Here is a 13,928-nt window from a genome sequence, read left to right as displayed (position 1 = left end):
CATCGATGTGCCTTCTTTCCGCGAACTCGGGCGGGACCCACGATGAAGTATGCGCACAGTGGTAATCACGGGCGGGACACGCGGCATCGGCGGAGCACTCGCTGACCGGCTCCGGCAGGCCGGAGACCGGGTCGTCGCGATCGGCAGCGCCGACGCGGACCTCACCTCGATCCGGCAGACCGCCGCACTGACCAACCGGCTCCCCGACAAGATTGACGTGTTGGTGCTGGCAGCGGGCCGTTTCGACAAGCGGCGGATCGTCACCGACGAGGGTTTCGAGCAGACCTTCGCGATCTCCGTCCTCAGTCGTTATCTGCTCGCCGAGCGGCTTCGCCCCGCGTTGGAACGCGCGGAGGCGCCGCTCATCCTCAACCTCTGCGGCACCGGTGGGATCCGGGCCGGCCGCATCAACTGGAACGATCTGCAACTCGCCGACGGATACAGCCTGTTCAGGGCCACCATGCAGGGCGCACGCGCCAACGACCTGCTCGGAGCGGGCTTCGCGGCCGCGCATCCGGAGAGTCGGATCCGATACGTGCTCTACAACCCCCTGTTCGTCGACAGCGGCATGCACCGCCAGTTCCGCCAGCCGACCCGCGCCATCGTCGGCGCGTCGGCCGCCCTGTTCGGACAATCCACCGATGCCTCAGCCGCCCTCCTGTCCGCTCTGCTGGCCCAACCGCCGAGCGCCCCACTCACGGCGCTGCGTCGCCGAGCGCCGGTGCCTCTCACCCGGCCGGAGTTCGACAGCTCGGCGGCTGCCCGGCTCTACACGCTGCTTGCCGAGCTGACCGGGGCTCATTGATCGGGTCAGGTGGCCGTCGGCACCGCCTCTCGCTCCCGGGTGCTGGTCGGGCGGGTGGCGACGGCCCCCTGGCGCAGCAGCGGCAGGAGCTGGGTGCCCTGGCGATCGATCTCCGGAAGGTAGGGCGTGTCGGAGAGCACGAAGTGCGTGATGCCGAGACGCTCGTACCGGCGCAGTGATCGCGCCACGTCCTCGGCCGAGCCGACCAACCAGGTGGTGCCGGCCCCACCACCGCCGTACCTGCCGGGCGCGGTGTAGAGGTTGTCGTCGAGCACGTCTCCGCGCGCGGCGAGGTCGAGCAGCCGCCGTTGGCCGACGGCGGCCTGCCAGTGCGGGTTGCGCTCGATGCCTCCGCTGCGGCGGGCCAGCTCGGCGACCTTCGCCTCGGCGTCGGCCCACGCCTGCTCGGTGGTGTCCCGGACCAGGGTGGTGACCCGTAGCCCGAACTCCAACGGGGCGTGCTCGCGCCCCAGCTTCTCGCTGAGCTGCCGCAGCCGCTGGATCCGCTCGGCCACGCCGTCGAGTGGCTCGCCCCAGAAGAGCTGGACGTCGGCCTCGGTGGCGGCCACCTCCTCGGCGGCGGCCGAGGCGCCACCGAAGTACAACGTCGGGTGCCGGCGCTCGCCCCGGACGACCGGTCGGGGCGCCAGGGCGGAGTCGGTGACGCTGAAGTGGGCGCCGCGATAGGTGACCCTCTCGGTGGTCCACAACCTGCGCACGATCTGGATGAACTCTCTGGTCCGGGCGTACCGCGCGGCCTGGTCGCCGTCGCTGTCGCCGTACGCGGCCAGGTTGTCCTTGCCCGACACGATGTTGACGAGCACCCGCCCCTGGGTGAGGTGGTCCAACGTCGCGGCGGCGGCGGCGAAGTGGGCCGGACGCCAGTAGCCGGGCCGGATCGCGATCAGCGGTTGGAATGTCGTCGTGCGGGCGGCCAGCGCGGCGGCGACGGTGAAGGTGTCGGGGCGACTCCAGCCGGTGCCGATCAGCGCACCGGCCCACCCGTGCTGCTCGATGGCCCGGGCGTGACCGGTGAGGGTGTCCAGGCTGTTGTGGTGCTGGACGACGTCGTCGCCGCGGTGGCCGGGTTCGACCTGGTTGGGGATGTACCAGAGGAACTTCGAACTCATCAGCCGTTCCTCCCGCCGCGACGCCGGTGCTCCGGGTCGGTCAGCGACGGCGGCTGGTATCCGGCGTCGGCGGGGTTCAGCGTGGTGCCCGGCGGGACGATGGCGTCGATGCGGTCCAGCACGTCGCGGGACAGGCTCACCTTGGCCGCGCCGAGCTGTGACTCCAGGTGGGTGAGCGTGCGCGGGCCGATGATCGCCGACGTGACGGCCGGGTGCTCCAGGACGAACGCGACAGCCAGGTGGATCAACGACAACCCGGCCTCGTCGGCGAGGGCGGCCAGCTTGTCGACGGCGGCGAGCTTGGCGGCGTTCGCCGGGCGCGTCGGGTCGAACCGGGCGGGGAGTCGGTCGGCCCGGCGGGAGATCGGGGCGTCGAGCCCGCCGTGGTAGCGCCCGGAGAGCCAACCACCGGCCAGCGGGCTCCACGGGATCACCGCCAGGTCGTAACGCTGCGCCACCGGCAGCACCTCGCGCTCGATCTCGCGGGCCAGGATCGAGTACGGCGGCTGCTCGCTGACCACCCGTTCCCGGCCGCGCCGCTGCGCGATCCACTGACCCTCCACGATGGCCGACGGCTCGAACGTGGAGGTGCCGATGTAGCGGATCTTGCCCTGGCGCACCAGGTCGGTGAGCGCGCCCAGGGTCTCGTCGAAGTCGGTGTCCGGCTCCGGCCGGTGCACCTGGTACAGGTCGATCCAGTCGGTGCCCAGCCGGCGCAGGCTGTTCTCCACCGCCCGGACGATCCAGCGGCGGGAGTTGCCCCGGTGCTGCGGGTTGTCGCCCACCTGACCGTGGAACTTGCTGGCGAGGAAGACCTCGTCGCGACGCCCTGCGGCGAGGGCCTTGCCGACGATCTCCTCCGACTCGCCGTGCGAGTAGACGTCGGCGGTGTCGATGGCGTTGATGCCCGCGTCGAGCGCCCGGTGGATGATCCGGATGCCGTCCTCGTGGTCGGGGTTACCCCGTTGGCCGAAGTTCATCGCGCCCAGTGTCAGCGAGCTGATGCGTACGCCGGTGCGTCCGAAGGGTCGTTGGTCGACCATGGTTCGTCCTCTCCTGGTGGTCAGTGGGAAGCGGCGGCGAGCCGCCGGGCGGACTGGTTGACCGGGCGGGGCAGCCCGTAGTGGTCGCGCAGGGTGGTCCCGGTGTATTCGGTGCGGAACAGGCCCCGGCGCTGGAGGATCGGCACGACCTGGTCGACGAACGTCTCCAGCCCGGACGGCAGCACCGGCGGCATGATGTTGAAGCCGTCGGCGGCGCCACTGCGGTACCACTCCTCGATGGCGTCGGCGACCTGCTCCGGCGTGCCGGCGAAGGTGCGGTGCCCGCGTCCGCCCCCGAGCCGGCCGATGAGCTGGCGGACGGTCAGGCGTTCCCGCCGGGCCAGGGTGACGATGAGGGTGTACCTGCTCTTGGCGCCCTGGATCTCGTCCTCGCTGGGCAGGTCGGCAGGCAGTTCCTTGTCCAGGTCGAGGTCTTCCGGTGCCACTCGCAGGGTGGTGGCGAGCTGGGCTCTCGCGTACTCCGGTTTGATCAGCCGGTCCAGCTCCTCCTCCAGCGCGCGGGCCTCCGCCTCGGTGGCGGCGACCGCCGGCACGATGCCGGGCAGGATCTTGACGGAGTCCGGGTCGCGGCCGAACTGCGCGGCACGCCGCTTGAGATCGCGGTAGAAGTCCTGCGCCTCGGCGAGCGTCTGCTGTGCGGTGAAGACGGCCTCGGCGTACCGGGCGGCCAACTCCTTGCCGTCCTCGGACGACCCGGCCTGCACCAGCAGCGGGTAGCCCTGCGGTGAGCGGGGCACGTTGAGCGGGCCGGCCACCCGGAAGTGCCGTCCGACGTGGCGGGGCGGGTAGAGCAGGTTGTCGTCGCCCCACCGGCCGGCGTCCTTGTCGCCGAGTGGGGCGTCGTCGTCCCAGCTGTCCCAGAGCTTCAGTGAGACCTCCAGGAACTCGGCGGCTCGCTCGTACCGGTCCCGGTGGGCGGGCAGCTCGTCCAGGTTGAAGTTGCGGGCCGCGTCCACGCCTGCGGTGGTGACGATGTTCCACCCCGCCCGGCCGCCGCTGACGTGGTCCAGCGACGCGAACCGGCGGGCCAGGTTGAACGGCTCGTTGTACGTCGTCGAGGCGGTCGCGATGAGCCCGATGTGTTGTGTCGCGCCGGCCAGCGCGGTGAGCAGCACCGTCGGTTCGAGTGTGCCCGCCGGCCGCCGGCCGATGCTGTTCCAGAGCACCGGGCTGTCGGCGAGGAAGAGCGAGTCGAGCTTGCCCCGTTCGGCGATGCGCGCCAGGCGCGTGAAGTGCGCGACGTCGGTCTGCGCGAACGGGTCGCTCTCCGGCAGCCGCCAGGCCGCCTCGTGGTGGCCGACGCCCATCAGGAACGCGTTGAGGTGCAGCATGGTCATCCCTCCGTCGGGTCGACGCCGAGTGCGCGGAGCAGGGTTTCGCGGTACGCGAGGAATTGCGGCTGCCGGTACGAGCGGGGCGTCGGCAGGTCGATGGCGAGGTCGACGGCGATCCGGCCGGCGTCGAGCAGCAGTACCCGGTCGGCCAGGGTGATCGCCTCGTCGACGTCGTGGGTGACGAGCAGGACCGTGGGCCGGTGCCGGGCGCACAACTCGCGCAGCAGGCCGTGCATGCGGAGTCGGGTCAGCGCGTCCAGCGCGCCGAACGGCTCGTCGGCGAGCAGCAGGTTCGGCTCGGACACCAGCGCCCGGGCCAGCGCCACCCGTTGCTGCTCGCCACCGGACAGCTCGCTGGGCCAGGCCCGTTCCCGTCCGGCCAGTCCGACCTCGGCGAGTGCCGCCTGGCCGCGCGTGTGGGCGTCCGGTCCGCGCAGGCCGAGAACCACGTTGTCCAGCACCCGCTGCCAGGGCAGCAGGCGGGCGTCCTGGAAGACGACCGAGGAGTTCTCCGGCACGTCGACCAGGCCGGAGCCGGTGGCCTCGCCGTCCAGACCGGCGAGCGCACGCAGCAGGGTGCTCTTGCCCGAGCCGCTGCGGCCCAGCAGCGCGACGAACTCGCCCTCGCCGATCTCCAGGTCGAACCCGTCCAGGACGGCCCGATCCCCGAAGCCGCGGATCAACCCCTCGACCCGGACGGTACGGGTGGCGGTCAGTCCGCCATGGTGCGTCGCCATGACAGGGCCCTCCTCTGCACGAGTCGGACGGCGCCGTCGGACAGCAGTCCGAGCAGTCCGTACAGCACGAGTCCGACGATGATCACGTCGGTCTGGCCGTACTCGCGGGCCAGGTCCATCATGTAGCCGATGCCGCTCGTCGAGTTGATCTGCTCGACGACCACGAGGGACAGCCATGCCCCGACGACCGCGAACCGCATGCCGAGCAGGAAGCCGGGCAACGCTCCGGGCAGCACGATCCGGCGGATGAAGGCGGTCCGCCGCAGTCGCAGCGACTCACCCAGCTCGACGTACCGGCTGTCGATGGTGCGCAGCCCGTTGTGGGTGTGTATGTAGACGGGGACGAACACGCCGAGCGTGATGGTGATGACCTTCATCTGCTCGCCGATGCCGAACCAGAGGACGAGCAGCGGGATCAGCGCGAGGGCCGGGATGGCCCGCTTGATCTGGATCGGACCGTCGAGGATGGCCTCGCCCCACCGGCTCAGGCCCGCGAGCACGGCCAGCACCGTGCCGACGACGGTGCCGATGGCGAGGCCCAGGCCGGCGCGCTGCGCCGAGACGATCAGGTTGTCCTGAAGTCGCCCGTCGGCGATGAGGTCACCCGCCGTCGTCACCACGGTCCAGGGCGCCGACAGGGTACGGGGATCGATCCAGCCGCCCGCCGAACCGGCCGACCAGACCGCCAGCAGCAGGAACGGCCCGATCGCCGACCCGAACGGGATGGGGCGACCCGGCTTCAGCCGACGCCGTGGGCGACTGGCGGGAACCGTGGTGGCCGGTCCGGGCCGGGTCAGTGTCGAGGCGGTCACTTGGCGCCTCCCGCGGTCAGTGCCTGCGCGGCGACGGATTCGTACCGTCGGTCGTACAGGTTCTCGGCCTTGAGGGGCTTGTTGCCCGTCTCCTTGGCCAGCAGATCGATGGTTTCCTGGTGCCGGCCGATGGCCTCGGTCCAACTGGCCGGGATGTCGGCGAGGCCGGCGTTCTCGACCAGCCACTTGCCGTCGTCGCGGGTCAGCCCCTGGTCCTTGACGTAGTACCGCTCGATCCACTCGTCGGGATTGGCCTCGCGCCACCGCCAGGCCCGCGCCCACACCTGCACGTACTCGCGGATGGCGGCCGCCTTGGCCGGGTCGCCGAGCACGGTGACCGGCGCGTACAGGTGACCGGGGTCGTCCCGCAGTCCGTGCGCGATCGCTGTCGCGCCGTCCCGGGCGTACTTGGTCTCGTAGCGTTTGATCTGCACGCCGCCGATCGGCGCGACCTCGACCTGGCGGCTGGCGAGCGCTGTCGCGTAGACGTCGCCGGTGCTGGGCAGCTCGACCAGCTTGACGTCCTTCTGGCCGAGGCCGGCCTTGTGCAGCACCCGCAGCACCAGCGCCCCCTGTGCCTGCCCCGGGCTGTACGCGATCTTCTTGCCCCGCAGGTCGGCGAGGGTGGCGACCCGGACGCCGGGTGCGATGCCGAGCCGGTAGAGGGCGTGGTTGAGCGGGTCCTGGCGGTACTTCGAGGCGACGATCTTCGTGGGGATGCCCGTCCAGTGCGAGTGGATCGGCGGGATGTCGGCGACCGCTCCGATGTCCAGTGCCTTCGCGCGGAATGCCTCAAGGGTCTGTGGGCCGCCGCTGATGTTCGCCCACTCCACGTCGAAGGTCAGCTTCTCCGCCTCTCCGGAGAACTCGATCGCCTTCTGGTGCTCCTTGTCTCCGATGACGAGCTTGGTGCCCTTCGGCACGGCCTCCGGCAGTGGCGCGCCGGCGGCCAGGGTCACGGCGGGTGTCTCGTCGCCGGCGCAGGCGGTCAGGCCCAGCGTGACCACGCCGAGGGCGGCCGACAGGATGGCCCGGCGATCCAGGAGGGGTGGTGACGTCACTTGCGACTCCTTCGTAGCTGGTTGCACGACGGGACCGCGCCCCACGTGGTCGAGGGGCGGCGCCGTCGCCGTGACTGCCGATCGGCGGCTCGGCGAGCACGATCGTGTGCTCGCCAGCGGGCACCCGCCGGGTGAACGGCAGGCGCCAGGCGATCGGCTCGGCGCGCTTCTGTTGATCGGTTCGAGGAGGCGGCTGCCGGTCGTCGTCGAGCCGGCGGCGCCGCGGATGGGGGAGGGGGTTAACGCTCGCTCAGCAGCAGCAGCAGCGGCAGCAGCCGCAGGCGGCGGTCCAGCCGCGGCAGCATCCCCGCGACACCGCGATGGCGGTGCCCCGAAGCAGGGTGTGCTGGCTGGTCATGGGTACGACGCTAACCCACAATTCCTATGTGTCAACTAGGATTTCATGCGCTGGGACGCGCCAGGCGTGACAATGGATAGAAATACGTAAATCTTCTCCGAGGGTGCACACCCGACGCCGGGTCAGAGCCGAGGGAGGCAGCGATCCCGTGAGCCGGTCAGCCGCTGACCAGAACACCCGCGCGGTACACGGCGAGCGGGCGGCGCAGCACGGTGATGTCGCTCGTCGGGTCGCCGTCCACGACCAGCAGATCGGCCTCGAACCCGGGGCGGATGCGGCCCTTGCGCCGCCCCAGGCCACACACCTCGGCCCCGATCGAGGTGGCCGCGGCCAGCGCGACGGTGGCGGAGATGCCGCACGCGACGTACTCGACGAGCGTCTCCGGGAGGATCCCGTGCGGCTTCGCGGGGCCGAGACCCGCGTCCGAGCCGGCCACCAGGCGGACCCCGGCCCGGTGCAGGGTGGCGATGCCGTCGCGCAGCGCGGCCTCGCTGAGCCCGGCCCGCGCCGCCATCGCCACCACCTCCGGCGGTGTCACCACGGCCGGGTCGGTGCCGAGCGTGGCACAGACCGTCACGCCGGACGTGGCCAGGCGGTCCGCGAGCTCGTCGGGCACGTGGGCGCCGGTCGCGGTGACGCACGTGCAGTGCTCGATGCCGTCCACGCCGACGCGTACCGCCTGCTCGACCGCGCTGAGCGCGTGCGCGTGCGCGGTCACCGGCAGGCCGAGGTCGTGTGCCTGGGTCAGCGCGGCGATCAGCTCCTCGTCGGTGAACTGCGGTCGGGTCGTGTCGGTGCCGGGGGTGAACACCCCACCGCTGGCCATGACCTTCACCACGTCGGCGCCGGCGTCCGCCCGCAGGCGCACGGCCGCGCGGATCCCATCGACGCCGCTGGCCTCGCCCCCCAGCGACCAGCAGTGTCCGCCGACGCTGGTGACCGGCGCACCCGATCCCACCACCGTCGGCAGGTCGTCGCGCAGCCCCCGCCCCCGCCAGCGGAGCACGGCGTCGCGGCGGTCGCCCAGGTCGCGGACGGTGGTGACACCGGTCGCCAGGTGCGCGCGCAGGGACGCCTCGACGACCCGGTCGAGGTCCGGCTCGGGGCGCTCGGCGAGCCGGCCGAGCGCGTCGGACCCGGCGTCGGCGCACAGGTGCACGTGCGCGTCGACCAGGCCGGGCAGCACTGTCGCGTCCGGCTCCTCGCGCACCGGCCAGCCGTCCGGCGCCTCGGCCCGACCCCGGTGTACGTCGGCGATGTGGCCGTCGTCGAGCAGAACGAGCACCCCTCCGTCCACGAGTCGCGCACCGTCGAACATCCGCGCCGCCCGGACCGCGTGCCGCGTCATTGACCCTCCCCGTGGGTTGAACCGTCTCGGTCAGGCTCTCAGCTGGCGGCGTCGCGCGGGCACCCGTTCATCCCCGGCAGAGTGTGGCTGCTCCACCTTGGCCTCAGCGATCAACAGGCGCCAGCCGGACCGGATCGTCGATTGTGGTACCGGTGCGGGCGGCCCGTGCCGCACCCCAGTCGTACAGGGCCTGCAACACCGGGGCCAGGCTCAGTCCCTCCTCGGTGAGCCGGTACTCGACGTGCGGTGGGGTGGTCTCGCGGTCGTGCCGCAGGATGAGCCCGTCGGCCTCCAACTCGCGCAGACGCTGGGTCAACATCTTCTCGCTGACCCCCGGCATCCGGCGGCGCAGTTCGCCGTAGCGGTGTACGCCCTCCTTCAGATGGGCCAGGATCACCGGCCGCCACTTGCCGCCGATGACGTCGACGGCGAACTCCACCGGGCAGTGATAACGCTTGGGCATCGTGGCCTCCCTCGGGGCACGCACCAGATGGTGCGTACTTGATCGCCGCCGCTACGGGTGTTGGGCTGTCCCCATGGTCATCGAGTACATCAGGTACCGGGTGCCGCAGGAGCGGCTGGACGGGTTCGAGGCGGCGTACGAGCGGGCCGCCGAGGCGCTGCGCGCCGCGCCGGAGTGCGTGGACTACGAGTTGAGCCGCTGCCTGGACGACCCCTCCTGCTCCGTGCTGCGCATTACCTGGACGTCGGTCGACGAGCACCTCAACGGGTTTCGGGGCGGCCCGGTGTTCGGGCGGTTCTTCGCCGCGATCAGGCCGTACGTCGAGGACATCGAGGAGATGCGGCACTACCGCCGAACCGGGATCTCCGGGCCCGGTGGCGGCGCACCGCCGAGCCTGTACGAGTGGGCCGGCGGTGGCGACGCGTTCGTACGGCTCTGCGACGCCTTCTACCGCCTGGTCCGCGCCGACGACCTCCTCGCGCCGCTCTTCGCGCACATGGACCCGGCGCACGCCCACCACGTGGCGATGTGGCTGGCCGAGGTCTTCGGCGGCCCGGCCACCTACACCGCCGAGCGCGGCGGTTACCGGCACATGCTCGGCCAGCACCTGGGCCTGACGATCAGCGAGGCGCAGCGTCGGCGGTGGGTGAACCTGATGATGGACGCCGCCGACGAGACCGGCCTGCCCGACGATCCGGAGTTCCGTGCCGCCTTCACGGGCTACCTCGAGTGGGGCACCCGGTTGGCGGTCCGCAACTCCCAACCGGACGCGGACCCGATCCGACGGGCACCGGTGCCACGCTGGGGCTGGGGTGTCGCGCCGCCGTACCGGGACGGCTCGCGGCCGGCGTGACGCAGGGGGCGGAATAGGCTTCGGCGATGAGTGGCGTGCTGAGCGGTACCCGAGACTCGACGAATCCCCTTCGCCAGCTCACGATCGACCAGCTCCGTGAACGGACGAGCCTCAAGTGGCGGGAGTACCCCGACGACGTGCTGCCGCTCTGGGTCGCGGAGATGGACGTGCCGCTGGCCGAGCCGGTCGCGGCGGCGATCACCGACGCGGTCGCGCGCGGCGACACCGGCTACCCCGCCGGGACGGCGTACCCGCGGGCACTTGCGGATTTCGCCCGGCGGCGGTGGGGTTGGGACGGGCTGGCGGTGGAGCGCACCGCGCTGGTGCCCGACGTGATGCACGGCGTCGTCGAGGCGCTGCGGCTGGTCACCGAGCCGGGGGACGCGGTGGTCGTCAACTGTCCGGTCTATCCGCCGTTCTACGAGTTCGTGGCGCACGCCAGCCGCCGGATCGTGGAGGCGCCGCTCGGAGCGGACCTGCGGCTCGACCTCGGCGCGCTGGAGGACGCCTTCCGGCAGGCTCGGGTCGGCGGGCGACAGGCGGCGTACCTGCTGTGCAGCCCGCACAACCCGACCGGCGTCCTGCACACCGCCGACGAGTTGGCCGCCGTCGCCGGGCTGGCGCGGCGGCACGGGGTGCGGGTGGTCGCCGACGAGATCCACGCCCCGGTGGTGGGTGGGGGAGCGCGCTTCGTGCCGTACCTCTCGGTGCCCGGCACGGAGAACGGCCTGTCGCTCATGTCGGCCTCCAAGGGGTGGAACCTGGCCGGCCTGCGCGGTGGGCTGCTCATCGCCGGCCCGGCCGCGGCCGGAGACCTCTCCCGCGTTCCGTTCGAGGCCAGCGTCAGCACCAGCCACCTCGGCGTGATCGCGCACACCGCCGCCTTCCGCGACGGCGGCGACTGGCTCGACGCCCTGTTGGCCGGCTTGGACGACAACCGTCGGCTCCTCACCGCGCTGCTCGCCGAGCACCTGCCGGCCATCCGTTACCAACCCGGTCAGGCCACGTATCTCGCCTGGCTCGACTGCCGCGCCCTCGGCCTCGGCGACGACCCCGCCGCGGTGTTCCTCGACCGTGGTCGGGTGGCGCTCAACTCGGGTTCGGCCTTCGGCACCGGTGGCGACGGGCACGTACGGCTGAACCTGGCCACCGCGCCGGAGCTGATCACCGAGGCGGTACGCCGGATGGCGGCAGCCGTCGCCGGCTGAGTCACGTCGCCGAGAGCGTGGTGGTGACGGCTCTGAGATGTTTCGGTTTCGCGGAACGGGTATTCAGGCGCACCGGCGCGGCCGTGGGTGGAACAGTGTCACGGAGTAAGGGAGTGCGTGTTATGTCTGATCCGCAGCCCACAATCGTTCTCGTGCACGGCGCGTTCGCCGAGTCGGGCAGCTGGAACGGCGTGATCGAGCGGCTGGGCGCCGCGTACGACGTGGTGGCTGCCGCCAACCCGCTGCGGGAGGTCGCCGGCGACGCCGCGTACGTCCGGGACGTGGTACGTGGGATCGGCGGCCCGGTCATCCTCGTCGGACACTCCTACGGCGGCATGGTGACCACGCAGGCCGCTGCCGACGAACCACTGGTGCGGGCCCTCGTGTACGTCAACGCCTTCGCCCCGGACACCGGCGAGTCGGGGCTGTCGCTGTCCGGGAAGTTCCCCGGCAGCACGCTCGCCGACACGCTCGTGAAGTACCCGCTGTCGACCGGCGGCAATGAGGTGGCGATCGGCCAGGACACCTTCCACAAGCAGTTCGTCGCGGACGTGTCGGCCGACGTCGCCGCGCAGATGGCCCGGACCCAGCGACCGATCACCGAAAAGGCCCTGGGTGACGGTCTCACCGGCGACCCGGCCTGGCGATCGTTGCCCAGCTGGTTCGTGTTCGGGGACTCCGACAACAACATCCCGGTCGCCGCGCACCGGTTCATGGCCGAGCGGGCCCAACCGCGAGGCCAGCGTGAGGTCGCCGGTGGTTCGCACGCCATGGTGGTGGCCCGGCCGAGTGAGGTCACCGAGACGATCATCGAGGCGGTCCGGGGCGTGGGCGGCTGACGTCCGATCCCGGAGGGCACGCCGGCCGACCGCTGCCCCGGTCGGCCGGCGTGCCGCACGGCTGCGGCCCCGCGTCACGACGCGGGGCCGCAGCCGTGCGCCTACCAACCGCCCGCGCCCGCTGGTGTCGAGGATGCCGCCGGACGGAATGAGCACGCCGTATTGGCGACGACAGATCCGAGTCGGATCCATGACGCAGGCGTGATCGAGGCCTTTCTGGGCCCCAACACTGCGTGCTAGCCTGCCTCAACTCTTGCAGGTAAAGCCCCAATCAGGCACTGATCACCTCGGGTGATTGTGGGAGGGCACATGGACAGACTGCAGGCTCTTTCGGTCTTACGCGAGGTTGCGGTCGAGGTGCTGACGGTCGAGCCGGAGGCGGTGACCGAGGACGCCGACTTTCGCAAGGATCTCGACGCGGAGAGTCTCGACCTGGTGGAGCTTCTGATGGCGCTCGAGGACCGGCTCGGGATCCGACTGCCGCAGGACGGTCTGCGGGGGATCAACACCGTCGGGCAGGCGCTCGACATGGTGCTCGCCGGCGGGGCCGGCGATGCCACCGAGGGCACCGGGGTGGTGGGGGAGGCCGAACGGAAGACGCCCGCCTGATGACGGGCGACAGCCCTGTCCGGCACCGGGTTGCCGTCACCGGGCTGAGCGCCAGGACGCCGGCCGGCGACACCCCCGACACACTGTGGACGGTGCTGCGGTCCGGGCGATCGGTCATCGGCCCGATCCGCAGCTTCGACGCCTCCGGGCTCGCGACCCGCATCGCCGGTGAGATCCAGGGCTTCGATCCGACCGCCTACCTGACTCCGAAAATGGTCCGGCAGACCGATCGGGTCAGCCAACTCGCCTTCGCGGCGGCGCTCGACGCGTTCACCGACGCCGACACCAGAGACTTCGACCCGGACCGGTGCGCGGTCGTGGTCGGCACCGGCATGGGCGGATCGGACAGCTTCTACCGGCAGGTCCGCGCGTTCATCGAGAACGGCCCGGACCGGATCAGCCCGTGGGCCATCCCGATGATCATGCCGAACGCGGCGGCGTCGCTCATCGCCCGGCACCTGCGCTGGCGTGGGCCGAACTTCTGCATCTCGACCGCCTGCACGGCCGGTGCCAACGCGATCGGTGAGGGCGTCCGGCTCATCCGTGACGGCAGCGCCGACGTCGTCCTGGCCGGCGGCGCGGAGGCGGCGGTCAACCCCATCGTCGTCGCCGGGTTCGCCCGGATGCACGCGCTGAGCACCCGCAATGCCGAGCCGGAGACCGCCTCGCGTCCGTTCGACGGCGCACGGGACGGGTTCGTGCTCGCCGAGGGCGCGGCCTTCGTGCTGCTGGAGCGCCTCGACCGGGCGCTGGCCCGGGGCGCCCGCGTCCACGGTGAGGTCACCGGCTACGGGTTCAACAGCGACGCGTACCACTCCACGATGCCGCACCCGGAGGGGCGCGGCGCGGTGCACTGCATGCGGCTGGCGTTGCGCGACGCCGGAGTGGACCCGGCCGACGTCGCGCACATCAACGCCCACGGCACCTCGACGACGCTCAACGACGCCGCCGAGGCACAGGCCATCCACACCGTCTTCGGCGGCGCCGCACCGCCGACCACCTCGACGAAGGGCACGCTGGGACACCTGATCGGGGCCGCCGGCGCGGTCGAGGTCGTCGCATCGTTGCTCGCCCTGCGCCACGGCGAGATTCCACCAACGGCCAATTTGAGCACCCGCGGGTCCGACATCCCCATCGACGTCGTCGCCGACGCCCCGCGCGCCGGCCGTCCCGGCCCGATCCTGACGAACTCGTTCGCTTTCGGCGGGCACAACGCCTCGCTGGTGCTCGCCTCCGTCGACGACGGCGCAGCGGTCGTCCACTCCAACTGAATCATCCGCACCGTCCAATCGAGACAAGGTGGTCGA

14 protein-coding genes are annotated in these 13,928 nt (G+C 71.7%); 6 read left to right on the top strand and 8 right to left on the bottom strand.

Annotated elements, in window-relative coordinates:
* Nucleotides 1-49: 49 nt before the first annotated feature.
* Nucleotides 50-805 carry a hypothetical protein gene (locus ACGFH8_RS01210; protein ID WP_393361548.1) on the top strand — a complete coding sequence of 252 codons (756 nt, stop codon included), beginning with the start codon at nucleotides 50-52 and terminating at the stop codon, nucleotides 803-805.
* 5 nt (nucleotides 806-810) lie between these two features.
* On the opposite strand, the gene ACGFH8_RS01205 is transcribed toward ACGFH8_RS01210, so the two are convergent.
* The 8 genes from ACGFH8_RS01205 to ACGFH8_RS01170 form a co-directional block, all read right to left on the bottom strand.
* Complete coding sequence (locus ACGFH8_RS01205; RefSeq protein ID WP_393361545.1) at nucleotides 811-1,935, bottom strand: LLM class flavin-dependent oxidoreductase; 1,125 nt, start codon at nucleotides 1,933-1,935, stop codon at nucleotides 811-813.
* Nucleotides 1,935-2,978 carry an aldo/keto reductase gene (locus ACGFH8_RS01200; RefSeq protein ID WP_393361542.1) on the bottom strand — a complete coding sequence of 348 codons (1,044 nt, stop codon included), beginning with the start codon at nucleotides 2,976-2,978 and terminating at the stop codon, nucleotides 1,935-1,937. Before ACGFH8_RS01200 ends, ACGFH8_RS01205 begins: the two co-directional genes overlap by 1 nt.
* Before the next feature lie 20 nt (nucleotides 2,979-2,998).
* Entirely contained in the window at nucleotides 2,999-4,336 is a 1,338-nt protein-coding gene (locus ACGFH8_RS01195; RefSeq protein ID WP_393361539.1) for an LLM class flavin-dependent oxidoreductase, read from the bottom strand.
* Complete coding sequence (locus ACGFH8_RS01190; RefSeq protein WP_393361536.1) at nucleotides 4,333-5,070, bottom strand: ABC transporter ATP-binding protein; 738 nt, start codon at nucleotides 5,068-5,070, stop codon at nucleotides 4,333-4,335. The genes ACGFH8_RS01195 and ACGFH8_RS01190 overlap by 4 nt, the downstream gene beginning before the upstream one ends.
* Nucleotides 5,046-5,882 carry an ABC transporter permease gene (locus tag ACGFH8_RS01185; RefSeq protein WP_393361533.1) on the bottom strand — a complete coding sequence of 279 codons (837 nt, stop codon included), beginning with the start codon at nucleotides 5,880-5,882 and terminating at the stop codon, nucleotides 5,046-5,048. The genes ACGFH8_RS01190 and ACGFH8_RS01185 overlap by 25 nt, the downstream gene beginning before the upstream one ends.
* Nucleotides 5,879-6,943 (bottom strand): ABC transporter substrate-binding protein, encoded by a 1,065-nt coding sequence (locus tag ACGFH8_RS01180; RefSeq protein WP_393361531.1) that lies wholly within the window; start codon nucleotides 6,941-6,943, stop codon nucleotides 5,879-5,881. Before ACGFH8_RS01180 ends, ACGFH8_RS01185 begins: the two co-directional genes overlap by 4 nt.
* Nucleotides 6,944-7,458: 515 nt before the next feature.
* Nucleotides 7,459-8,649, bottom strand: a complete 1,191-nt coding sequence (locus ACGFH8_RS01175; RefSeq protein ID WP_393361529.1) for an amidohydrolase family protein — start codon at nucleotides 8,647-8,649, stop codon at nucleotides 7,459-7,461.
* Between the two features lie 103 nt (nucleotides 8,650-8,752).
* Complete coding sequence (locus ACGFH8_RS01170) at nucleotides 8,753-9,112, bottom strand: winged helix-turn-helix transcriptional regulator (RefSeq protein WP_393361527.1); 360 nt, start codon at nucleotides 9,110-9,112, stop codon at nucleotides 8,753-8,755.
* A gap of 73 nt (nucleotides 9,113-9,185) precedes the next feature.
* On the opposite strand from ACGFH8_RS01170, the gene ACGFH8_RS01165 reads away from it, so the two are divergent.
* The 5 genes from ACGFH8_RS01165 (at nucleotide 9,186) to ACGFH8_RS01145 (ending at nucleotide 13,892) form a co-directional block, all read left to right on the top strand.
* On the top strand, nucleotides 9,186-9,965 hold the full coding sequence (locus ACGFH8_RS01165; protein WP_393361524.1) for a group II truncated hemoglobin: 780 nt from the start codon (nucleotides 9,186-9,188) through the stop codon (nucleotides 9,963-9,965).
* 26 nt (nucleotides 9,966-9,991) lie between these two features.
* The gene (locus ACGFH8_RS01160) at nucleotides 9,992-11,173 is read left to right on the top strand and encodes a MalY/PatB family protein (protein ID WP_393361521.1); all 1,182 of its coding nucleotides are present in this window, start codon (nucleotides 9,992-9,994) and stop codon (nucleotides 11,171-11,173) included.
* Between the two features lie 122 nt (nucleotides 11,174-11,295).
* Nucleotides 11,296-12,012 carry an alpha/beta fold hydrolase gene (locus ACGFH8_RS01155; protein ID WP_393361518.1) on the top strand — a complete coding sequence of 239 codons (717 nt, stop codon included), beginning with the start codon at nucleotides 11,296-11,298 and terminating at the stop codon, nucleotides 12,010-12,012.
* 309 nt (nucleotides 12,013-12,321) lie between these two features.
* Complete coding sequence (locus tag ACGFH8_RS01150; RefSeq protein ID WP_393361516.1) at nucleotides 12,322-12,621, top strand: acyl carrier protein; 300 nt, start codon at nucleotides 12,322-12,324, stop codon at nucleotides 12,619-12,621.
* Complete coding sequence (locus ACGFH8_RS01145; RefSeq protein ID WP_393361513.1) at nucleotides 12,621-13,892, top strand: beta-ketoacyl-[acyl-carrier-protein] synthase family protein; 1,272 nt, start codon at nucleotides 12,621-12,623, stop codon at nucleotides 13,890-13,892. The genes ACGFH8_RS01150 and ACGFH8_RS01145 overlap by 1 nt, the downstream gene beginning before the upstream one ends.
* Nucleotides 13,893-13,928: the final 36 nt, after the last annotated feature.

It is taken from the genome of Micromonospora sp. NPDC049175 (assembly GCF_043197345.1).
In the GTDB taxonomy this organism is placed as follows: domain Bacteria; phylum Actinomycetota; class Actinomycetes; order Mycobacteriales; family Micromonosporaceae; genus Micromonospora.
The sequence above is the reverse complement of the archived record's forward strand: the minus strand, read 5'-3'. Positions and strand labels throughout refer to the sequence as shown.